This window comes from Paenibacillus sp. FSL M7-1414 (assembly GCF_038003195.1).
Classification (GTDB): domain Bacteria; phylum Bacillota; class Bacilli; order Paenibacillales; family Paenibacillaceae; genus Paenibacillus; species Paenibacillus amylolyticus.
This window is the reverse complement of record NZ_JBBOOS010000001.1, coordinates 1,858,729-1,882,650: the sequence shown is the minus strand read 5'-3', so window position 1 is coordinate 1,882,650 and position 23,922 is coordinate 1,858,729. Positions and strand designations below refer to the sequence as shown.

At 45.6% G+C, this 23,922-nt stretch carries 19 protein-coding genes and 1 tRNA gene; 2 read left to right on the top strand and 18 right to left on the bottom strand.

Translation table 11 applies throughout. From position 1 onward, the window contains the following. Positions 1-231: 231 nt before the first annotated feature. The 10 genes from MHH92_RS08650 to leuB all read right to left on the bottom strand — a co-directional run bounded on the left by MHH92_RS08650 (position 232) and on the right by leuB (position 11,666). Positions 232-302 (bottom strand) — tRNA-Gly (locus MHH92_RS08650). 159 nt (positions 303-461) lie between these two features. Beyond that, entirely contained in the window at positions 462-2,588 is a 2,127-nt protein-coding gene (locus tag MHH92_RS08645; RefSeq protein ID WP_340903227.1) for a bifunctional diguanylate cyclase/phosphodiesterase, read from the bottom strand. Between the two features lie 289 nt (positions 2,589-2,877). Next, on the bottom strand, positions 2,878-3,834 hold the full coding sequence (locus MHH92_RS08640; RefSeq protein ID WP_036610133.1) for an aldolase catalytic domain-containing protein: 957 nt from the start codon (positions 3,832-3,834) through the stop codon (positions 2,878-2,880). Between the two features lie 83 nt (positions 3,835-3,917). Further along, complete coding sequence (locus MHH92_RS08635; RefSeq protein WP_340903223.1) at positions 3,918-5,231, bottom strand: DUF4129 domain-containing protein; 1,314 nt, start codon at positions 5,229-5,231, stop codon at positions 3,918-3,920. Beyond that, positions 5,228-6,343 (bottom strand): DUF58 domain-containing protein, encoded by a 1,116-nt coding sequence (locus MHH92_RS08630; RefSeq protein ID WP_047842250.1) that lies wholly within the window; start codon positions 6,341-6,343, stop codon positions 5,228-5,230. The genes MHH92_RS08635 and MHH92_RS08630 overlap by 4 nt, the downstream gene beginning before the upstream one ends. Positions 6,344-6,347: 4 nt before the next feature. Continuing rightward, a complete protein-coding gene (locus MHH92_RS08625; RefSeq protein ID WP_047842249.1) occupies positions 6,348-7,313 on the bottom strand; it encodes an AAA family ATPase in 966 nt (321 codons plus the stop codon). Between the two features lie 121 nt (positions 7,314-7,434). Next, on the bottom strand, positions 7,435-8,541 hold the full coding sequence (locus MHH92_RS08620) for a PAS domain-containing sensor histidine kinase (protein ID WP_036610143.1): 1,107 nt from the start codon (positions 8,539-8,541) through the stop codon (positions 7,435-7,437). A 448-nt stretch (positions 8,542-8,989) separates the two neighbouring features. Then, on the bottom strand, positions 8,990-9,406 hold the full coding sequence (locus MHH92_RS08615) for a hypothetical protein (RefSeq protein ID WP_017689649.1): 417 nt from the start codon (positions 9,404-9,406) through the stop codon (positions 8,990-8,992). A 357-nt stretch (positions 9,407-9,763) separates the two neighbouring features. Beyond that, the gene (locus tag MHH92_RS08610; protein WP_036610146.1) at positions 9,764-10,303 is read right to left on the bottom strand and encodes a peroxiredoxin; all 540 of its coding nucleotides are present in this window, start codon (positions 10,301-10,303) and stop codon (positions 9,764-9,766) included. Positions 10,304-10,580: 277 nt separating this feature from the next. Beyond that, positions 10,581-11,666, bottom strand: coding sequence for a 3-isopropylmalate dehydrogenase (gene leuB / locus MHH92_RS08605; protein ID WP_036669759.1), 1,086 nt, complete (start codon positions 11,664-11,666; stop codon positions 10,581-10,583). Positions 11,667-11,899: 233 nt separating this feature from the next. On the opposite strand from leuB, the gene MHH92_RS08600 reads away from it, so the two are divergent. Beyond that, positions 11,900-12,880, top strand: coding sequence for an aldo/keto reductase (locus MHH92_RS08600; protein WP_036669756.1), 981 nt, complete (start codon positions 11,900-11,902; stop codon positions 12,878-12,880). A gap of 416 nt (positions 12,881-13,296) precedes the next feature. On the opposite strand, the gene MHH92_RS08595 is transcribed toward MHH92_RS08600, so the two are convergent. The 4 genes from MHH92_RS08595 to ilvB form a co-directional block, all read right to left on the bottom strand. Next, positions 13,297-14,838: a 2-isopropylmalate synthase gene (locus tag MHH92_RS08595; RefSeq protein WP_036610154.1), complete on the bottom strand. Its 1,542-nt coding sequence runs from the start codon at positions 14,836-14,838 to the stop codon at positions 13,297-13,299. Between the two features lie 138 nt (positions 14,839-14,976). Next, on the bottom strand, positions 14,977-15,969 hold the full coding sequence (ilvC, locus tag MHH92_RS08590; protein WP_036669754.1) for a ketol-acid reductoisomerase: 993 nt from the start codon (positions 15,967-15,969) through the stop codon (positions 14,977-14,979). Between the two features lie 261 nt (positions 15,970-16,230). Beyond that, positions 16,231-16,713, bottom strand: a complete 483-nt coding sequence (ilvN, locus tag MHH92_RS08585) for an acetolactate synthase small subunit (protein ID WP_024628317.1) — start codon at positions 16,711-16,713, stop codon at positions 16,231-16,233. Then, on the bottom strand, positions 16,710-18,461 hold the full coding sequence (gene ilvB, locus MHH92_RS08580) for a biosynthetic-type acetolactate synthase large subunit (protein ID WP_036610160.1): 1,752 nt from the start codon (positions 18,459-18,461) through the stop codon (positions 16,710-16,712). The genes ilvN and ilvB overlap by 4 nt, the downstream gene beginning before the upstream one ends. A gap of 604 nt (positions 18,462-19,065) precedes the next feature. Between ilvB and MHH92_RS08575 the strand changes: the two genes are divergently transcribed. Next, positions 19,066-19,509: a GNAT family N-acetyltransferase gene (locus MHH92_RS08575; RefSeq protein ID WP_036611020.1), complete on the top strand. Its 444-nt coding sequence runs from the start codon at positions 19,066-19,068 to the stop codon at positions 19,507-19,509. Positions 19,510-19,515: 6 nt separating this feature from the next. On the opposite strand, the gene MHH92_RS08570 is transcribed toward MHH92_RS08575, so the two are convergent. The 4 genes from MHH92_RS08570 to MHH92_RS08555 all read right to left on the bottom strand — a co-directional run bounded on the left by MHH92_RS08570 (position 19,516) and on the right by MHH92_RS08555 (position 23,668). Then, positions 19,516-19,878, bottom strand: a complete 363-nt coding sequence (locus MHH92_RS08570; RefSeq protein ID WP_339188654.1) for a hypothetical protein — start codon at positions 19,876-19,878, stop codon at positions 19,516-19,518. A gap of 216 nt (positions 19,879-20,094) precedes the next feature. Further along, positions 20,095-21,057 carry an ABC transporter permease gene (locus MHH92_RS08565; protein WP_036610165.1) on the bottom strand — a complete coding sequence of 321 codons (963 nt, stop codon included), beginning with the start codon at positions 21,055-21,057 and terminating at the stop codon, positions 20,095-20,097. Continuing rightward, the gene (locus MHH92_RS08560; RefSeq protein WP_076252454.1) at positions 21,058-22,137 is read right to left on the bottom strand and encodes an ABC transporter permease; all 1,080 of its coding nucleotides are present in this window, start codon (positions 22,135-22,137) and stop codon (positions 21,058-21,060) included. Next, on the bottom strand, positions 22,130-23,668 hold the full coding sequence (locus MHH92_RS08555; RefSeq protein ID WP_036610171.1) for an ABC transporter ATP-binding protein: 1,539 nt from the start codon (positions 23,666-23,668) through the stop codon (positions 22,130-22,132). Before MHH92_RS08555 ends, MHH92_RS08560 begins: the two co-directional genes overlap by 8 nt. Between the last annotated feature and the right edge of the window lie 254 nt (positions 23,669-23,922).

Here is a 23,922-nt window from a genome sequence, read left to right as displayed (position 1 = left end):
TTTTACTTCATGGGACGTATGGTTACCTCTCATTCATGTGTAGTATCAATTTCTCCGTTATTGTACCAGATCATTGGAAAAAAGCAAAGGGTATATACATTAAACTAAAGAATACTTACTTACTCGCCACTCCGAAAACAGAACAATCTTCTGATCGCTGTTACCACGAGATTTCTTTTAAGGTAATAGAAAAAGCCCCTGCATCGCAAGGGCTTCGGTACTGCTTCGTTAAGCGGGTGATGGGAATCGAACCCACGCTATTAGCTTGGAAGGCTAAAGTTCTACCATTGAACTACACCCGCATGATTGAAGATTTATTGTTAAGTTCCTTAGGAATTTAACAGTGATTTTACAAATAATAATATACCATGATCCTCTATAGCATGCAAGTCATATTTTCCATTTTTTTCATTACGCATCCATCAAAAAAAGCAGGAGCACCCTCGCGCCCCCGCTGTTCCCTATCCTGTAGGCTTATCCACATCTCTCAAAAACTGCTTTTCAAATTCAGCCGCTTTAATCGGTTTGCTGAAGAAATAACCCTGAGCCTCGTGACAGTGTTGATTGCGAAGAAAGACCATCTGATCTTCGTTCTCCACGCCCTCAGCTGTGACTTTCAGTTGTAAATGATGCGCCATTGAAGTGATGGTAGATACGATCGCTGCGTTATTGCTGTCCTCCATGACTTCATTCACAAATGAACGGTCAATCTTAAGCCGATCAATCGGCAGATCCTTCAGATAGTGCAACGAGCTGTATCCCGTTCCAAAATCATCGATACTGATATGCACACCAATTTCTTTGATTTTGCGCAACTGTTCGAATGACCGGTCTTTATCAAATGTCATGCTCTCTGTAATCTCCAGTTCAAGCCATACAGGCTCTAGTCCCGTCTCTTTGAGAATGCCATTGATATTGTCCAACAAATGGGAGTGCCTGAATTGTCTCATCGACAGATTCACCGAAACACACAGTTTACGATAACCGGCTTCCTGCCACTGTTTGTTCTGTGCACACGCTTCACGAAGCACCCATTCACCAAGTGGCACAATGAGCCCACTCTCTTCTGCCAGAGGAATAAAGTCCGCCGGAGATACCGAGCCTCGCTGCGGATGCTGCCAACGCACCAAGGCTTCCATGCCAACGATTAGCCCACTTTGCAGATTAACCTGCGGCTGGTAGACCAGGTAGAACTGACCTCGATCCAACGCCTTGCGCAGATCATTCTCAAGCTGCAAACGCTCCTGTGCCTTCATCTGCATCGCATGAGCAAAACGATTCAGTTCCATTCCTTGTTCCTTAGCACTGTGCAAAGCCGTATCGGCATTTTGAATAATCTCCAGTGGTGACTCCCCATCATGTGGGAAAATAGCCATCCCAATTCCAAGTGTCAGATGATACTCATTGCCATCAACCAAGACGGGCTTCTCAAAAAGTTGCAAAATGGATCTTGTCCGACGCAACGCTGTATCGGTTGAACTGAAATCGGTCATCGTTAATGCAAACTCATCTCTTCCCAATCCAAAGACTTCTTCTCCTGGAAGGGACAATTGTTTCAGTCGTTGACCTACCTGACGCAAAACACGGTTAGCCGCTTGCTGTCCAAGCGAATCATTAATGGTTTTGAACCGATTAATATTCAGGACCAATACACCAACAAGCTGTTCCTGCACCACGGCATCATCCATCATCTTTTTCAACTGCTGTGAAAGGCGACGACGGTTTGGAAGTCCCGTTACATCATCATGATGAGCAATATAGTTCATCTTGGCTTCCGCGACCTGCTGTTGCAGGAAAGGTGTGTCCACTACGGACGTATACAGCCCTTTTTGAATGAAAAAATATGCCATACAATTACTCATCAATCCTAATAACAGATTGAGATCGTTCACCCCAGTTGCTGAAACAAAATAACATTCACCAAAAAAGAAACACAGAATCCCACATAGAATGGTTGGTAAATCACCATCTTTGGTTTTTTTCCATTGTACAAACAAAAGAACTGCAATAATGCCATAGAGCAATCCAACCATAAGATGAACTCGAGTGAAGATACCACCAAGCACTTCCCCATCAAGCATACTCGGCAACATGCTCCATTCCTGAATAGCCAATATGTACAAAATAACAAAGGTACCCAATGTCCCACTTAAAAGTAAGAATTTGCGTGGTAATGCAAATTCTTTCTCATTTAAGGTATACACGAGCAGTAAACCTACGGAACATACCAAAGATCCCATGGTTGACATCATTAAGGAGAACTCCGATTCCATCATGGCTCCATTTGGAATCTCTTCTGCAAATGAAACGATATGAACCAGTTCAAACAGACCAATCAATAAAAAGAGTGTTGTCAATAATGTCCTCCGAAGCGTTAGCTTCTGTGTCCGAAACAACCAGCTTTGATTATAGATGCCGATACAAGCCGCTACCGCAGCAAATCCACCCAAGAGTGTCAAAACCGGGTAACCCGATATGATCAGATCAGAGCTTGAAGAAGAACGAAACCATTGACTTGCGAGGAAACATAATAAGCCGCCCACAGCGACCCAACTTATTTTTCTCTGATCTTGCAGATTAACCTTCATGCCGTGTTTTCCTTCCCGGGATCACCTATCCTGAATTACATTAACCAAACTCAACAACTTACTACACGATTCGACAAAAAACATATTAACCAACGTTCAATTCACATGCATACACATGCTATCTGGTACATAATAACATTTAATTTTGTATACGTGAACTAAAAAATAGTTACTCCTAGGAATATTTATTCACAAATATATAGAAAAACAAGGCATTAAGAACTAAAAAAACATGGATCTCCAGTTAGAGTCCATGTTTTCCTATTTTGCAACTGTATTTCAGACTATATTACTTCTCAAAATTCACTTCTGGTGTTGTTAATTTATCATAGAAATCAACAACCTTATCCTTGTCTTCCGATGAGCGAATCGCCATTGCTGAACGTGGATGCTCGTCCAACGCGCCTGTAATCATGTAAGGCAGAATGTAACCCCATTCTTCTTTTTCTCTGAGCGGAACCATCAACTGTTCCAATACACCAAGTACTGGACGCAGATTGTATTTTGTTCCTTTCAGATGAGCTACGAGCAATTCGGTTGGACAGTTTCCAGCAGCACGGCCCATACCATACACAGAAGCATCAAGCAGTTCGACGCCAAGTTCTGCCGCAACCAATGTGTTAGAAAACGCAAGTTGCATATTATTATGTGTGTGAACACCAAGACGTTTGTTAGGCAAGTGAGTCTTGAACTTCTCTACCAGATATTTCACATCATTATGGTCCAAGCTACCGTAGGAGTCTACAATGTAAACAACATCCACAGCGCTTTCTTTGATCAATTCAAATGCTTCCAACAATTCATTCTCCATAACATTGGAGAGTGCCATAATATTAAGTGTAGTTTCATATCCACGATCATGGAATGTTTGAACCAGTGCAAGTGCCTTGTCTACATCTTTGCTGTAGCAGGCAACCCGGATCAGATCCAGCATGCTCTCACTGCGAGGCAAGATATCATTTTCGTCCACACGTCCAACGTCAACCAGTGCAGACAGTTTGGTATTTCCTTTTTGAGGAATAACTTTACGCAGGAAATCATCGTTCAGGAAACGCCATGGTCCTGCTTCCTCAGCACCTTTAAGCAACTTCGGAGAGTTCTTATATCCAATTTCCATATAATCAACGCCGGCTTCATTCAATCCAGCATATAGCTGTTGAACAAAGTCCACGCTAAAGTCCCAATTATTCACCAATCCGCCATCACGGATCGTACAATCTACAATTTTGCAATGATTTGTCTTCATTAATGTCTGCTCCTTTTCTGACCAACTTGTGTATTCCTCTCATGATACTTGAACGTGACAAGAAAAGTAAAGGGATTCCGGACTTATTTACTTCGATAAGATCTCCAGATTCGGTCAATCTCAACCATATCGGAACGATCGGGAGCTTTCTTTCCATAACGAACGGCATTATACGTATCTGGCAGTCTCGCAGACAGCTCATCTTCTTCTACCTTCATACCATTCTGAATAATGGTCTGTGCAGCCTCCAGCGGAGTATGCGTTCCCTGTATTTCCACGCCTCGATGAGCTGCTCTTTCAATCCAAGTCCGATAGTAATACCGAACACGTTCAGCATCCTGTGCAGGTGGCGCCTCTTTCTTGCGAAACCAATTCTTTCGGACTTTTGCTGGCGCATCAAGCGTCTCACTGACATCGATATACTCCGTCCGTGGTTCTGCCTTCTTTTCACCTGGTTGTAACATCCCCTTGAATCGGTCCATAAGTCTGTTTATCGTTTTTTGACCCAACCTCAGAAGCAGCCACAGGATTGCTCCTGCTACAGCACACATCACTACCCACCCGAGGATGTTCCAGAAGACTGAGGGCTCGGATGGCGGCTCTCTCCAGTCATTCGGTATATTTAACTGCTGATTGGGGTTGTCCATTGGTAATCGTGGCTCCTCGCCGGAAATCGGACCAAACCATCCCCTGATCCATGCGAGCAAGCGATCACGTAGCGGTCCCAGCCAGGCAGCCAGACTTGGGAAAGCACCAATCGCGACGATAACAATAAACATCCACATGAACCGCTGATGATTCGCACGTGCAAAATCTCTTAATACCAATCTTCTCTTGCCGTCATTGAGTATTGCCTGATCCAGTTGCAGCATATATCGTCCAACCAGCCAAAAGGCAAAGCTGATCACTCCCGCAATATAGATCCATAGGGTATAGGTTTGTATCGGCTGCATGAATCCCAACGAGTTCGAAGCAATCATAAGCACGATCGCACTGATTACACCCATAATCTGCAAGCGCCATAACAACACAGAATGAAAGACTGGCTGGAAGGTCAGACCTGCATAAGCCGAGATGACTCCACACAGTACCAATGTGATGATATCCGGCAACGGGAGAATAAGGCTCATCCCAACAACGAATGCGAAGAGAAATCCTATGACGAGTGCCGCTAGTCCACGAATGAGTGTACTTTTCTCGCTAAAACCTGGAATTTTATGCTGAATGAACTGTCCCAACCAACCTACAAGAACAACCATGATGAATAATGTGTACGGCAAATGTTCCATTGCGTAGAATGAAGCAAGCGTAAATATCGGAAAAAGGTATATGCCAGCCATCAAGACGGCAAGCATTGTTATGAGTCCTGTGGTCGTCGCTACCGATCTGTTCCTCATGCACTCACCGCCTTCGTATTACCCTTCACGTCCTCTACCGGGAGAATCGTTACACGATGTCCTTGTTCGTGCAGACGTGCAATCTCGTGCTCCATAGCGGCAGATACATATGATGTAATCAGCAGATAGCTGCGGATTTGCTGTGCTTCTTCATTCAGACGTACTTCATCATTCAGGAATTGCTCCATGGGCACCATACATTTCAACTCTGTCTCAGCCATAGCTTCCAGTAACCGTTCCAGATGGGGCGTGCCATAATCCGGTTCAATCCGAAGTGTATCGCGGCCTCCACCCACATGATAACCATTATGGGCGAAACCTGCCGGCAACCCTCTACCGATGGCATCCACTGCAGCCGTGGCAGCGTAACGAAGTGCCCGCTCAATCTTTTCCGGTCGAGTAACAACACTCCACATATCTGCAGATTCCTGAATATTGACTACAATCCAGGATTGCGGATCAGCCGTCCATCCCTGTTTGTAGACTTGTAATTCACCTGTACGTGCACTCGCTTTCCAGTGAATACGATTCATGGGGTCGCCTGCACCATAAGGCCGAACACCCAGGATCAAGAAAGGATCTTCAACGATCCATCGTGATACTTCCACTTCTCCCTGCCATACCTGATAAATTGCAGGAAGATCCTCTGCATTCACTAATGAAGGGTACACGATCATAGACATTTGCAAAGGAATTGGTTTGGTGGAACGCCACACTCCAAAGAGATCCCCACCTGTCATCGTTGCTGTATTTAATGGATAAATCCCACGCTGAGTACATGTAAAAGGATGCTTGCGCGTAATACGAGTAAACGGTTTTAACGTAAAAATACTCTTATGGTTCTGATAGATCTCGCCTTGACTAATATCCATACCTGAGCCGGAACGAAATACAAACGACACTGGCATCATCGATTCAAGTCTGAGCCACGGTACGGAGACTCGTTTCTCATTCGATATCGTCTCCACCATCTCAAGTTCATCTCCAGCGTAACAACGCAGCTTGCTGAATTGTCTGCTGTACTTGAGTTTTCGCAGTGCAGGTCGTCCAAACCACACACCATGTATAACAACGACAATGCCTCCAACAAGGACAAGCCATAATAATGCCATAAGATTAACGCCCGCTTGTAGCGAGATTCTCCGTAGGCACTTCTGTCTGATTCAGAAGTTCCTGGATGATACGCTCCGCCAAGCCCTCTTGTTGTCTGATCCGGTTACGGAATACCAGTCGGTGCGCCAGCACAGGTTCCGCCAGTACTTTAATATCATCAGGCAAAACAAAGTCTCTGCCATGCAGTGCAGCCCATGCCTGACTTGCCTTGAGTAATGCCTGAGCCCCTCGTGGACTTACGCCAAGCGAGAGCTCTGGATGTTGCCTTGTCGCTTCGGTTAACTGAATGATATATCGTAGCAGATCTTCGTTGATTTGCACTGTTTTATACGTATCCTGCGCCTTCAAAAGTTCTTCACGACTGATCACTGCCGAGAGATCATCAACAGAACGACTGGCTACCGTACGTCTCAAAATTTCTACACTCTCTTCACTGCTTGGATAACCCATGCGAATTTTCATCATAAAACGATCCATCTGCGCTTCAGGTAGTGGAAAAGTTCCCTGGTTATCTACAGGATTCTGGGTGGCGATAACGATGAATGGCCGTTCCAGCTGTCTCGTTGAACCGTCGATACTGATCTGGCGCTCTTCCATACACTCCAGCAAGCTTGATTGTGTACGCGGTGTAGCCCGGTTAATCTCATCGGCTAGTACAAGATTGGCAAACAAGGGGCCGGGTCGGAATTCAAAATCCCCTTCTTTTTGATTAAAAAAATGAATCCCTGTTAAGTCCGAGGGCAGCAAGTCCGGTGTAAACTGTATCCGTTGGAATGTGCAGTCCAATGAGGAAGCTACCGATTTGGCAAGCATCGTTTTTCCGGTACCCGGTACATCCTCCAGCAGCACATGCCCTGACGCTATGATCGCTGTCATTACCAGCTCTATCGTATGCTCTTTTCCCACAATCACTTTTCCCACGTGATCCATCAGTTGTTGATTCATTTGTTCCATTCCTTGGATTTCCATCTGCATCTCATCCTTCCGTTATGGAGCTTATGTATTCGCATTCATTACTAACTATAACCGTTATTGGCAACATAAAACAAAGGAGTTGGCAAATGGCCAACTCCTCGACTCCCCGCTTTTCTCAATATACCAAGGGTAACATAATTATAAACCGCGTGCCTTCGCCCTTTTTGCTATCCACAGAGATGGTTCCTCCATGGTTCTTGATGATTCGGTAACTCACCGAAAGTCCAAGCCCCGTTCCGCTCTCCTTGGTCGTGAAGAATGGATCAAACAGACGTACAAGCGTGTTATGGTCCATCCCATGACCGTTATCCGCGATGGAGATCTGCACGAACTTGTTTTCCGTGGCGGTAGATATTCGAATTAGACCCGTATGTTCTTCGCCAACTTCCTCAATGGCATCCATTGCGTTTTTCACCATATTCAAAATAACCTGCTTTATCTGTTTGACATCAATGGACACATTCAGCGGGGCATCCCCTTCATCCAGTACGATCTCGCATCCCTTCATCAACCCTTCGCTTTCGGTCAGCAAGACCACCTCTTTGAGCAAAGAGTCGACGGATATCACGGTCTTCTGTGGAGCTGACGGTTTGGAAGAATTCAAAAATTCGTAGATGATGTCATTCGCCCGATCAATCTCCGTCAGTATGATTCGAGCGTACTCGTCTTTGCCGAGCTGCAGCAAATGGGGCCTGAGCAGTTGAATGAACCCACGGATTGCAGTCAACGGATTACGAATTTCATGAGCAATAGATGCTGAAATTCGCCCCAGCATCGCAAGTTTGTCATTTTGATAAGCGGTCTGTTCAATTTGTTTATAATCAGATACATCTTTGACGCTGAACAAGAAGTCGCCATCCATCTGATCACCGTACGTCACAGTAACCAGCCAATGCCTTCCGTATTCATCAATCAACTCATGATAGCGCTTACGATGAAAAATAGTTTCCCGATAGATACGTAAAATTTTCTTTTTCTTGAATCGGCTCATCTGCGGATGATGCAGCATTTGCATCAGGGTGCAGCCGCTCAACAGACTTCTTGGAAGTTCCAACAACTTTGCCATCTGAACGTTAATAAACGTCAATACACCGTGACTGTCAAACAACATAATACCGCTATCCAGATGTTCCAGTACATTCTCGTACTTGTTGTTATCCAGATGCACAGGCGGGAAACCATCCGTTGGTTGAGGCACTGTATCCTGAAATTCACTAATCATGTCAGGTTCCTCCTTTTCACGTAAATGATAAACTTGCCATTCGGACATCATATCATCACAGAAACAGGAAGGGCCGATTTTATTTTTCATTACCGGTGCCCTTTCGTTGGGGGGCTGAGCCGAAAATATGGATGGCATGGCCGGAACTCAAGCTGGTCTATTCCCGGTAACCAACAGTCGATCCGGAAAATCATATACGTTTGTCCCATTCTGACCTTCTCCTATTCCCAAACACGAACATTTTTTGCTCCGCCTCTTTTGCAAGTCTGTTTTTATCATAGACAAGTTTATAGAAGAGAGTCAATCGGAGAAAGTGTCGAATGGAAATTATTTTAAAAAAAACCTCGAATTAGTTCCAGAATACAGCACAAAAACGAAGCCGTTTCACCCAGTTAGGCAAATCAGCTTCGTTTTTAATATCTTTAATTGGTGATATATCCGAGATCATCTATAGTCCGGTCTTATTATGCTGAATTTTCAGTCTGCGCTGACTCATCACAGCTAATCGACGTTTAAGTTCGCTTTCCCACTTCTCGTCTTTGGTTTCCTTGGCGAGCCTGAGCAAATCCAGAGCCATATCAATCTGGCGTTGCACAATGACCATGGCATCCTCGCTCTCACGGTTTACACAGTTTTCAAAAATCGCATCCTCATCTTCTGTAACATAATCTTGAAAGTCGATCTCGGATGCACCGTCTCCATGCGCATATTCAGCCAGGATTTCGTATTCGTTTTCCACTTTATAATGCACCTCAACCCGGTGACACACCGGGCAAAACAGCAGGGGAACATTATGAACCTGGGTGCGGTAATGCTTCAGCGTGCCCTTCGTTCCAACCATACTTGCCCCACAACAGTAACTCATTTTTGTTCACCCTCCTTATTACGTGCCGGGACTTTTTTTGTTAAAATGCCATCCCGTACACTTACAGCACTTCCAAAAAGGAATAGTTCCATCAGTGTATCACATTCATGTACAGATTATAAATGCAGAGCACCGGAATATTTACCGGGTTTCCATACCCTATTCGCCTTAAAGGCCATCAATTCCTCTTTCAACAGATAAAAAGAAGACTTTCTTCTAATATATTATTAACACGCTTAGCTGCTTGTTCAAACACTTTTGATTAACTTCGTGATAACTTCCGTCAAAAGGGTGCAAAAAGCCCTCAATCCCTAACGGGATGAGGGCTTGAACAAAAACCGTTCAAGTTAATCTGGCTTACAGGTTAGTGTCGCCTGGTTTCCAGTTCATTGCACACAATCCGCCGGATTGCAGTGCTTGCAGTACGCGAAGTGTTTCTTCAACACTACGGCCTACATCGTTGTGGTTAACCACTTGATATTTCAGTTCGCCTTCTGGATCGATGATGAACAGACCGCGCAATGCTACGCCTTCTTCTTCGATCAGAACGCCGTAATCTTTAGCCACTTGCTTCGTGATATCGGAAGCCAGCGGGAAGTTCAATTGACCCAGACCATTGCTGTCTACAGGTGTATTGATCCATGCTTTGTGGCTGTGTACGGAGTCTACGCTCACGCCAAGAATTTCTGTATCCAAAGCTTTAAATTGCTCGGAAGCAACGCTCAAAGCTGTAATTTCAGTTGGGCACACAAATGTGAAGTCCAAAGGATAAAAGAAGAATACAAGCCATTTGCCACGATAATCGGACAGTTTAACGGAACCGAAGTCTTGTCCGTCTCCCGATACTGTTTCCATTGCGAAATCCGGTGCTGGTCTACCTACCAAACGTTCTGCCATAACTAAAAATTCCTCCTTTGGGATTATGTAAGCATCCTTGCGGATTGCTCATCATCAAGAAAAACGCGTACGCTTTTCCTGTAATTAAAATGATTTGAACCTTGATAACAAGTACAAGTAAAATGTTATCATCCGGACTTCCCAAAGTCAAGATTATAAACATTATTTTTTTATAATCATTATAAATAAGGATTTTTCGTAGCAAAAATGATAAAGGAACAGCCCTCTGTACATTCCATAACTGGAAACAAAGGGCTGCCTGTAGTTGGTAATATAATTACGCCTGTTTCTGAATAGCCGCCACGATCAAATCGCCCATTTCGGTCGTGCTGATCGCTGTGCTCTTGTCTACAGCAATATCACTCGTGCGGTGTCCTGCATTCAATACATCCGACACAGCTGCTTCAATGGCATCCGCACCTTCTGTATAACCAAAGGTTGTACGGAACATCAACGCCAAAGAGAGAATGGTTGCAATCGGATTAGCGAGGCCTTGACCTGCGATATCCGGTGCGGAACCGTGTACCGGTTCATAGAGTCCGAAGCTGCCCTCTCCCAGTGATGCAGATGCGAGCATACCGATGGAACCTGTCAACATCGCTGCTTCATCACTCAAGATATCTCCGAACATGTTTTCCGTTACGATGACATCGAAGCTGGACGGACGACGCAGCAATTGCATCGCGCAGTTGTCTACCAGTACATGCTCCAGTTCAACATCCGGATAATCCGGTGCTACCCGGTTCACGACTTCACGCCAGAGACGGGAAGTTTCCAATACGTTGGCTTTGTCTACAGAAGCCAGCTTTTTGCGACGTCCTTGCGCGATTTCGAACGCCTGACGAACGATCCGCTCCACTTCTGTTACATTATATGCACACGTATCTACTGCCTCTTCGCCCTGTGCACTTTCACGTCTGAATTTCTCACCGAAGTAGATCCCACCTGTCAACTCACGTACCACCATCAGATCTGTACCTTCCAGTACTTCAGGTTTCAGAGTTGAAGCATCCTTCAAGCAATCAAATACAACAGCCGGACGCAGGTTGGAGAACAATCCAAGTGCTTTGCGAATACCCAGCAGGCCTGTTTCCGGGCGAAGCTCCTTGCTGTTGTTATCCCATTTTGGACCACCAACCGCTCCAAGCAGGACTGCATCTGCACTTTTACATACAGTCAGTGTTTCTTCAGGAAGAGGCGTACCCTTCTCATCAATCGCGATTCCGCCAAACAACGCATGCTCTGTCTCAAAACGATAACCGAATACTTCCTCCGTACGTTTAAGAACTTTCTCAGCCTCAGCTACGACTTCAGGGCCAATTCCGTCACCTGCAATAACTGCAATTTTTTTCACGTCTGCCATTGGGTTGTCCACTCCTTATATTTCATTCATTAATTATTCATAAAGTAACGTCTCATATTAACTCTCTCCTTTGTATCATATTCCAAGGTCATTTGACCAAGATATACAATCTATGACTTTAATAGATTTTACCTATAAGCCAATAGAGATTGGCCTTTCCAAGTTGTTCTGACCTCCCGGCTGGGTTAAAATATAGCTGAATTCAAATCAGGTACGCAGGAGGGATAAGCAACATGCAATATTCGTATTTGGGTAAATCAGGCCTCAAGGTCAGCCGAATCTGTCTCGGTACCATGAATTTCGGGCCTGCTACAGATGAAAAAGAAGCTTTCCGCATTATGGACGCAGCACTCGATGCAGGCGTGAACTTTTTTGATACCGCTAACATCTACGGCTGGGGTGAAAATTCCGGCCTTACCGAAGAAATTATCGGACGCTGGTTCAATCAGGGTGGGGGCAGACGTGAAAAAGTAGTGCTGGCCACCAAAGTCTATGGCTCCATGCATGATGATACAGATGGCCCCAACAACGAAGCTGGCCTCTCCGCCTACAAAATCAGACGGCATCTGGAGGGTTCCCTCCGCCGCTTACAGACCGATCATATCGAGCTATACCAGATGCATCATGTAGACCCTGCCATATCGTGGGACGAGCTGTGGGGTTCGTTCGAGAATGCCGTTCATCAGGGTAAAATCGGTTATGTAGGATCGAGTAACTTTGCTGCATGGCAGATTGCAATCGCTCAAAGTGAAGCCAAAAATCGTCATTTCCTCGGCCTGGTTTCCGAACAACATAAATATAGTCTCAACTGTCGTTTGCCTGAGTTGGAAGTACTGCCCGCAGCCAAAGAGCTGGGCCTCGGCGTCATTCCATGGAGTCCACTGGATGGTGGGTTACTGGGACGTAACGCTCTGCAAAAGCTGGAAGGAACACGCAGCGGGGGCATCGCTGGACGGATCGAGCAGCAGCAAACTCAGCTTGAAGACTTTGCCGCACTGTGTCGTGATCTCGGTGAACCACAGGATACGGTGGCTTTGGCATGGGTTGCAGCCAATCCGGCGGTGACCGCCCCGATTATCGGACCGCGTACGCTGGAGCAGTTTGAGACCGCACTCAAATGTCTGGACGTGACTTTGGATGAAGCTGTGCTCAAACGTCTGGATGAGATTTTTCCGGGCCCAGGTGGACATGCACCTAATGCATACGCATGGTAATAGATTGAAAGCGTAAGTCAATGTAATGATAACCGTATAATATGCATTGTGTTTCACTGCCATAATTATATAAATCAGCATTCTGCATAATTCGAATCATACCGCTCACGGGTACAAGAGTTGGACAGGAAGAAGCATCCTGATCCAACCAAGGTATAGACGAACAGAATCATTTCGATCTATATCTTGCTGATTGGAAGACGCTTAGAGGATTTATGCAAAATGCTCAAATACAAGCAAAAGAGTCTGACCCTCCACAGGAGAGTCAGACTCTTTACGTACCTCACTAAACGTAACAAAGCAAGCCGAACGATCTTCTATATCCATTAAATTAAAGATTGATCATTCTAGCAGCATACATGTATCTCGGCTTATAGTTAAGTTCAATGAAGGGTGCGTGCTTCTTACATCGGAGCCTACAGGTTAACGTTTACACGGTTCGTATATGTCTTGCGCTTCTCAATCAATTGATTCAGGCCGTCTACATAGGCACGTGCACTTGCACCCAATATATCTGTGCTTACGCCACGTCCTTGTACCGAAACCTGATTCTGAGTCAGCACAACATGCACTTCACCCAATGCATCCTTACCATGCGTTACCGATTTGATGGAATAGTCAGACAACGTTACGTCTTCCCCACTCACTTGGTCAATCGCATTGTAGATTGCATCTACCGATCCGTTACCCTCTGCTTGCTTCTCAATCGTATCCCCGTCAAGCGTTGCAATGCGGACTTTGGCCGTTGGTACTGATTCGTCTCCGTACGTTACGAAGATGGATTCCAGTTTATACACCTCAGGTGCATCCTGCAATTTCTCTTCAATTACGGCAAGCAGATCTTCGTCAGTAACTTCTTTTTTCTTATCAGCCAGATCTTTGAACTGGGCGAAAGCCCGATTCAATGCTTCTTCTTCCAGCTCATATCCCAGATCAATCAACCGTTCACGGAAAGCATGACGACCAGAATGTTTACCCAGTACAAGTTTACTTTCCTTCAGACCGATGGACTCTGGGGTCATGATCTCATACGTTGTTTTTTCCTTCAGCATACCATCCTGGTGAATGCCGGATTCATGTGCGAAGGCATTTGCCCCAACAATGGCTTTGTTTCCAGGCACAACCATACCTGTCAAACGGCTAACCAAACGACTGGTCCGTGCAATCTCAGACAACTGCAGCGATGTTTTCGCCTGGAAAAATTCCTGACGTGTCTCCAGCGCCATAGCAATTTCCTCGATCGCCGTGTTTCCGGCACGTTCACCAATGCCATTGATCGTACCTTCGATCTGATCGGCTCCGTTGAGAATGGCTGCAAGTGTATTGGCCGTCGCCATACCCAAGTCATTATGGCAGTGGGCACTCAGCTGTACCTTTTCAATACCGTGTACATTCTCCTTGAGATGTTTGAAAATGTTTCCGTATTCATATGGGCTCAGGTAACCAACCGTATCCGGAATATTCACGACAGCTGCACCTTCTTCAACAGCCATATTCACCATTTCCACGAGGAAATCATACTCAGTACGACCTGCATCCTCAAGTGAGAATTCAATCTTCGAGAATGTTTTCTTTGCATAACGAATCGCGGAACGAGCTGTATCCAGTACCTGCGCTTTGTCCATGCGCAATTTATGTTGGCGGTGAATAGGTGAAGTTGCCAGGAAAACGTGAATGCATGGGTCCTGTGCACCTTTAAGTGCTTCCTTAACCGCATCAATGTCTTGCTCTCTGGAACGGGACAAGCCAATTACAGTCACATTTTTGACCGCATTTGCTACTGCATTGACAGCTGCCAGGTCACCTGGAGATGCCGCCGGGAAACCCGCTTCCATCCGGTCAATGCCAAGCCGCTCGAGCTGATGGGCAATTTCCACCTTTTCACGAGTGTTCAGATTGACTCCCGGGGATTGCTCTCCATCACGCAGCGTTGTGTCAAATACATAGATTTTACGCACGCTTCGCACCTCCTGTACTTGTTATATATGTTTCTCTGAACCAGCAATAGCGGCTCACGCATAAGCACGGCCGCTATTCCCAGTTAAAGCTCTAAGTTTACTTGAATACCTTAAAGTGCATGTTCTAGAAGTTAATGCTTACTTCTTGATCCAGTGCATCATCTCACGCAATTGTCCGCCAACCACTTCGATTGGGTGTTCAGCTTCGTTACGACGAGTTGCTGTCAAGAATGCACGTCCGGATTGGTTTTCCAGAATGAAGTCGCGTGCGAATTTACCTTGTTGGATATCTGTCAGGACTTCTTTCATTGCTTTCTTCGTATCTTCAGTTACAACGCGAGGTCCAGTTACATAGTCACCGTACTCAGCTGTGTTACTGATGGAATCACGCATGCTTGAAAGTCCACCTTCATACATCATGTCAACGATCAGCTTCAGTTCGTGCAGACATTCGAAGTATGCCATTTCAGGAGCGTAACCCGCTTCTGTCAATGTTTCGAATCCAGCTTTTACCAATGCACTTACACCACCACACAGAACAGCTTGCTCACCGAACAGATCTGTTTCTGTTTCTTCACGGAAGGAAGTTTCGATAACCCCTGCGCGTGTACAACCGATACCTTTAGCATAAGCCAAACCGATTTCTTTAGCTTTACCCGTTGCATCTTGCTCAATCGCGATCAGGCCCGGTACACCAAAACCTTCCACATAAGTACGACGTACCATGTGACCAGGGGACTTAGGAGCTACCAGCAATACATCGCTGTTTTTTGGAGCAACGATTTGACCGAAATGAACGTTGAAACCGTGTGAGAAGAGCAATGCAGCGCCTTCTTTCAGGTTTGGTTCGATTTCGTTTTTGTATACAGAAGCTTGAGTTTCGTCTGGCAGCAAGATTTGAACTACATCTGCGCGGCTTGTTGCTTCAGCCGGGGACAGAACTTCAAATCCGTCATTTTTTGCAGTGTCGAAGGATTTACCTTCACGAAGTCCGATGACTACGTTCAATCCACTATCACGAAGGTTTTGAGCTTGGGCGTGGCCCTGGCTACCATAACCGATTACCGCGATCGTTTTTCCTTTCAATACGTTAAGCTCTGCATCCTGTTCATAATAAGTAGTTACTGGCATGTTTATAAGTCCTCCTTTGTATTGTAAAGAACCCTTCATTAATGAGCGGGTGTCTCAAGGGACCGCCTCGCTTGGAGTGTCAAAAGCATCTCTGGTCTGATCCGATCCGTTCAGACACCCGCCCATTAATGCGGGAATGTAGCTATATTTTCAAGCGTTACATCACTAAAATGTTAAATTACAACTGTTAAGGGACTGACACTCACATAAGATCAACTGTATATGTTAGCTAACCGTCGTCCCTCTTCATTCATTATAACTTTATACGTTGCCGCGTACCAATGCAGTTATGCCTGTACGGGACAATTCGCGAATACCATATGGCTTGAGCAATTCAATCATAGCATCAATTTTGTCCGTATCTCCGACTACCTGCACAATCAGGCTGCCTGGACCAACATCTACAACGGATGCGCGGAATGTTTCTACCACACCCAGAATTTCAGGACGCTCGGAAGGCTCTGCTTTCACTTTAATCAAAGCGAGTTCACGGGCTACCATCGGTTTCAGGCTGAAATCAACCACTTTAATAACATCGATGATTTTGTACAATTGTTTCTCAATCTGCTCCAGCGTTTTATCGTCACCAATGGTGACAATAACCATCCGGGAGAGTCCAGGTTCTTCCGATTGACCTACGGTAATACTCTCAATGTTAAATCCGCGTCGACCGAACAACCCTGATACACGCTGAAGGACGCCTGGCTGATCGTTTACCAATATTGAAATCGTATGTCTAATCATTCGTCAGCATCCCCCATCAGCATTTGATCAATTGTTGCTCCCTGCGGAACCATTGGATACACATTTTCATCCTTGCGTACTACGAATTCTACAACGACTGGTCCTGGTGTATCCAAAGCTTCCTGCCAAGCACGCGCTGCTTCTTCCTTATTCGTTGCACGCAATCCTTTCACGCCATATGCTTCAGCCAGTTTTACAAAATCCGGGCTTCCTGCCAGATCAATGTGGCTGTAACGGTTCTCATAGATGAGTTCCTGCCATTGGCGAACCATTCCAAGTACCTGATTGTTAATGATCACAATTTTTACCGGTATATTGTTAATGGCACAGATTGCGAGTTCTTGGGAACACATCTGCATTCCGCCGTCACCGTTAATGGAGATAACGAGTCTGTCCGGATTGGCCATCTGAGCACCAATTGCAGAAGGGAATCCAAAGCCCATCGTTCCTAGACCACCCGAAGTTACCCATGAACGTGGTTGATTAAACTTGTAATATTGTGCCGCCCACATCTGATGTTGTCCCACATCCGTAGTCACAATCGCTTCACCTTTGGTTGTATCATTCAACATTTCAACAACCCACTGCGGTTTCAGCACTTCGTCTGAATCCGTATAGCTGTATGGCTTCTCTTGTTTCCACTGTTTGATCTGGTCTCTCCATGCATCTGCACGCTCTGCACGTCCAACTTCTTTGTTGGCTATTTCAAGTACGGTCTTCACATCACCAACGATTGGAATATCGGTTGCAATGTTTTTACCAATCTCAGCCGGATCAATATCGATATGAACGATTTTGGCATGTGGAGCGAATCCGTCCAGCTTACCTGTTACCCGATCATCGAATCGTGCGCCGATATTAATCAGCAGATCCGACTGTTGGATGGCCAGGTTGGATGTGTATGTTCCGTGCATTCCTGGCATCCCTGTCCATAGTTCATGCCCACTTGGGAATGCACCAAGCCCCAGAAGGGTTGTCGTAATCGGAATACCTGTCTTCTCAACAAACTCGAACAGTTCTTCATGTCCTCCCGAGTATACCACACCGCCACCGGCCAGAATCATTGGACGTTCTGCTTCCTGAATGGCCTGAGCCAAACGGTCAACCTGCAGTTTGTTTGGTACTGTCCGTGGATTGTACCCTCTTAATGTAACAGGTTCAGTACTTGGTTCAAACAAGGTTTTGTTGGCTGAGACATCTTTCGGAATGTCGATCAGTACAGGACCTTTACGGCCGGTGTTGGCAATATGGAATGCCTCATGAATGATACTCGACAAATCCTTAACATCTTTTACCAGATAGCTGTGTTTGGTGATCGGCATTGTAATCCCGGTAATATCCGCTTCCTGGAAAGCATCCGAGCCGATCAGGCTGGAATTAACATTTCCCGTAATGACAACCAGCGGCACAGAATCCATATATGCCGTGGCTATTCCAGTAACCAGATTGGTTGCTCCCGGCCCGGAGGTAGCGATACAAACACCAACTTTGCCGCTTGCACGTGCATATCCGTCAGCTGCATGAATTGCACCTTGTTCGTGACGGGTTAAGACGTGTTTGAAATCCTCGAAACCATACATTGCATCGTAAATGTACAACACTGCGCCACCCGGGTAACCAAATACGCAATCCACACCTTCAAGCAACAAACTTCTCAGCAGAATCTCGGAACCGCTAATGACCTCCGGCTTCATCCATTTTTCACGTAATTCATCTGTCGATCGTACTTCTGGAATTTGAGCTCCCATTAGTCATCCTCCTCTCGGAATTTACACCATTCTGACATTTAAAGTTACAAAAAAAACCTTCCATCCCCTGCAAACAAGTTCATGCTTGCGAGGGACGAAAGGTTATCGCTTCCGTGGTACCACCCAACTTTGCCCGAAATTTCGCAATAACGGACCTTACCAGGTACAACAAAACGAATAGCTCAAACGAACATAGTCGTTTCCCATACCTGTTGTCTGTAACGCAGACATACGATTTTCCCTAATACGCGAAAGGAGTGACATCCAGTGCTTTTCAGGAAAACAGCTCCGAGGTGAGCTCGTATATAAGGGATAATGGTGGTGGTTTCAGCAATTCCAGCCACTCTCTGAGCAAAAGAGCCCTTAAAACTTCGTCCTCTTCATAGCCGATGAAATATTCTCGTTAAATGTTAGGAACATTATATGATTCCTCCAACCGATAAGTCAATACCTGTTTTGCATAAAAATTCAGAGAACCTTCCTTCCTCCCTCTTCAGCCTATAAGGTTGCCCTAATCCTAGCGCTTCATTCAGTCACCTTTTATCTTGCTTCGGGCATAGGATATACGAGCAGCACGACTGGTCCTGAAAGGAGGCTCCGCATGGTGATTCGGCAACGCACATCCAAGCTGGATGATGGCGCCATCATGAAGCTGATTGACACTCAACTTGTTCCTTTATCCCATATGAGCGAAAAGGAAATTAATAAAATCCGCAAAGAAATACCCCTGCGAATGAACAGGGGCATGACCTTTGTTGTCTCGCCGGAGCCAGACAAAGCTGCTGTGGCATTCATCCATTTTCTCATGCATGGGGAATTGCTCTATGTCGATATGATGGCCGTTAGTCCGAAAGAACAACGCAAACGTTACGGGCAAACTTTGTTGCTCAAAGCAGAGAGCTTTGCGGTATCTCGGGGTTGTCGAAGATCTAAAGTGATGGTGGATGAGGGAAATACCAAAGGGCTTCAGTTTTATCAAAAAAATGGATACAGCGCGATTCGATACATCATGATAAGCCGCTGCTACGAATTGGAAAAAACATTATAGAATGTCCTAGAAAAATCCTGGTGGGCGTGGACCTGGACCATAAGGGCCGAATCCAGGACCAGGTCCATATCCCGGTCCGTAGCCTGGACCATATCCAGGGCCTGGTTTTGGTCCAGGTCCATATCCGGGACCGAAGCCGGGACCACCTCCATAAGCATAAGGCAGTGTGGCAATAGCGAGCAGATCAAACAATACCAGTGGCAGAATCGCTTTTGTACGTACTTTTTTGCCATTCAAACGCTTGAGTACCAGTTTGTTGCCCGATACTTTCAACAGCTTTCCCGTAACCCGAGTGCCGTCTTTTTTGATTGCAACAATATTTTTGCCTATTAATTTCATCGCTTCATCACGCGTAACTTGTTGTTTCATACTTTCCCCTCCTCCTCGGATCGTTCAAAACAGTGTATTCGTCCATCACTGAATTCGCCTGTTTCTTTGTCCCTACCTGAAAATATGGGTATCTGCACGAGAACCAAGTTAAACGTGAAAAAGTGGCTTGGTGACGCTCAAAAAAACAAAAAAGGCCCGCACAAGGCGGACCCTTTATCAAAACTCTGAATAGCTAAACTGATATAGAAAAGGTTGTTACCTTTTCCCCGGATCATATGCTTCACCGAGTGCAGACGGAGCCGAAGAACGTCCAACCGCTGCAACGAGAACGATGATGGTAAGCAGGTAAGGCAACATGAAAATAATTTCCTGGGGAATACTTTGTGACCATTCAAACAACTGTACATAGTTTCGGATCGCTTGTGAGAATCCAAAGAAGACAGCCGCACCAAAGGCACCAATCGGATTCCACTTACCAAAAATCATAGCTGCAATGGCAATATAACCTTGGCCGGAAACCGTATTGTGTGAGAATGTACCCGTAGTCGTCAACGTAATCGCAGCTCCACCAATAGCCGCAAGCGCACCACTGATCATAACGCCAATATAGCGATAACGAAGCACTTTAACACCAACCGTATCAGCCGCACTTGGATGTTCACCTACAGAACGAAGGCGCAGACCAAATGGCGTTTTGAACATGATGTAATACGTCAGGAATACGAACAGAATGGCCAGATATGTTGTTGGATATACGTTCTTGAAGAAGGCTTCTCCAAGCAAAGGAATGTCTTTCAACAATGGCACATCAAACTTGCTGAAGCCTTGAACCAACGGTGAATCACCAGAACCTTCAAACAACAGTTTAACCAAGTACAACGTACTTCCTGCTGCCAAAAAGTTAATGACGATACCACTGATAATCTGGTCTGCCTTAAATGTGATAGACGCAACGGCATGAATCAGAGATACCATTACGCCCAATACAATCGCGAGCAAAACCCCCATCCAGGCCGATGTCGTTCCGCCCATGCCCGCTTCTTGAGCATAATGCGCCCCGATTCCAGCTGCAAAGGCACCAAAGACCATAAAACCTTCAAGTCCAAGGTTGGTTACACCTGATTTTTCCGAAAAAATTCCGCCGAGTGATGCAAAAATCAATGCCGTAGCAAAGACAAGCGTCGTATTGATAATTTGCCCAATTGTCAACAAGTCCATCTACAACACCTTCTCTTTCTTACGCTTCGAATAGAACGGTTTAAGTATCCAGCGCACGATGCCTTGTGCCGCAATGAAGAAGATAATCGAACCGATCACAATCCGAATAATCTCAGGCGGAACATCCGCAGCAAAACTCATACCTGCAGATCCGTACGTGAGGGTACCAAACAACACTGCCCCCAATAACACCCCAAACGGATGATTCAAACCAATCAGGGCAACTGCAATTCCGTCAAAGCCTGTTCCCGGTGAACCCGACATTACGGTTTGGTATTGGAACACACCAAGAACCTGGAATGCACCACCAAGACCGGCTAGCATACCACTGATAAACATCGCTTTTACGATATTCCGGTTAACATGCATACCTGCATATTCAGCGGCATTAGGGTTGTAACCTACCGCGCGGATTTCATAACCTTGTTTTGTTTTCCACATATAGATATAAAAGAGCACAGCCATCACAAGGGCAATCAACGTCCCCATGTGTACACGGGAATTGCCCATCAGCTCAGAGAGCCATGTCAAACTAATCGAAGCCGATTCGCTGATATCCACGGAACGATTCTCGCCCTTCAACAGCAAGAATTGGCGAACGATAAGGTTGGCGAGATATAGACCAATCCAGTTCAACATGATACTACTGATAACTTCATTGACCCCACGCGCTGCTTTCAGATAACCAGCAATCGCGGCCCACAGACCACCAAACAATGCACCGGCAATCAAAGCCAGTGGCGCATGAAGGTAGATCGGCAAACCTGCAAACTTAACACCAACAAATGTTGCAGCGGTCATACCAACGAGAAATTGACCTTCTCCACCAATGTTAAACAACCCTGCACGTGATGCAAATGCAAATGCGAGTCCAGTCATGATCAGTGGCGTCATTTCCCGTACTGCTTCACCAAAGTTGTACATGTCGCCAAATACCTTGGTGAACAATGCACCATAGGCTTCAATTGGATTGTAACCACCAATCAGCATGACAACTCCACCGAGAATAAGACCCATAATAATAGCTACTACAGGCAAAATAAATGAATCTCGGGTAAACCATCTCAATACGTTATTCATGCGCAGTACCTCTCTTTTGGGTGCTGCCCGCCATCATCAAGCCGAGCTCCCTGTCATTGGTTTCTTCCGGCAGCACCTCGCCAACGATCTGTCCTTCATAAATAACTGCAATTCGGTCAGATACATTGATAATCTCATCAAGCTCAAATGAAATCAGCAGAACAGCCTTCCCTTGGTCGCGCTGTGCAATCAGTTGCTTTTGCACGAACTCAATAGCCCCTACATCCAAACCACGTGTTGGTTGCGCAGCGATAAGCAGTTCAGGGTTTTTATCTACCTCACGGGCGATAATGGCCTTTTGCTGGTTTCCTCCGGACAAGGACCGAGCTTTGGTCTCGATGCTTGGTGTACGCACGTCAAATGCCTCAACAAGCCGCTTCGCCTGCTGTTTGATGGCATCGAAGTTAAGGAACCCTTTACGGGTGTATGGTGCTTTATAATACGATTCCAGAACGATATTTTCGCTCACTGAAAAATCAAGTACAAGTCCGTGTTTATGGCGATCTTCCGGAATGTGGGCTACACCCGACTCCGAGATATGGCGCGGAGAATGATTGGACAGCTCCTTGCCTTCCAAAAGAATCGAACCGCTCTCTACTTTACGAAGTCCGGTAAGAGCTTCAATCAGTTCACTTTGCCCGTTACCATCCACGCCTGCGATTCCGACAATCTCTCCTGCACGTACGTTTAGGTTAAGTTGGTTCAGAACCGAAATACCTTCTTTATTCTTGGCCGTTAATTTACTGACTTCGAGCACATTGGCTCCAGGTGTAGCCGGTTTTTTGTCCACTTTGAATGTGACATTCCGCCCCACCATTTTCTCTGCCAGCTCATTCGGATTTGTTTCCGAAGTTTTGACCGAATCAATCACTTTACCCCGACGAATAATCGTTACCGTATCGGAGATTTCCATGATTTCTTTCAGTTTGTGCGTGATCAAAATAATGGACTTTCCTTCAGCTACAAGCTTCTTCATGATGATCATCAGTTCTTTGATCTCTTGAGGAGTCAATACGGCTGTAGGCTCGTCAAATATCAGAATGTCTGCACCGCGATACAACGTTTTAACAATCTCTACACGTTGCTGCATTCCGACAGAAATATCATGAATTTTGGCATGAGGATTCACCTTCAGTCCATACTGTTCGGAAAGACGCTGAACTTCAGCGGCTGCTTTTTTATAGTTAATATTGAGACCCTTCGTTGGTTCAGATCCCAAAATAATGTTCTCTGTTACCGTGAACGGCTGTACAAGTTTAAAATGCTGATGCACCATGCCTATGCCAAGATCGATCGCTCGGTTAGGGCTGTCGATGATGACAGGCTTGCCATTCACTTCAATGGAACCTTCATCTGGCTGATAGAGACCAAATACAATATTCATCAACGTTGACTTACCAGCGCCGTTTTCGCCCAGTAGCGCATGGATCTCGCCCTTACGAAGCTGAAGGCTGATGGCGTCGTTGGCAACAATGCCTGGGAAACGCTTCGTAATTTGTTTTAACTCAACGACGGGGGTTGCTGCACCCATGTAATCACCCTTATAACTGATATAGTGTGGTTCCGCAAACGTAAAAAAAAACGTCTATCGACGTACTTTCAAAGAAGACAGACCGCGCTTAGCTGAAGTTTTTCTTGCGATAATCGAATGGTTCAGCTCATTAAGAACAACTCAATTCCATTATCTTAAGAAAAGCTCCTACCGGAGCGTTGGTGCACAGTGACCTTGTACAATTGTTATGATGACTTGATCAAATGTTCCTGTTCTTGCAATCATAAGGCCGG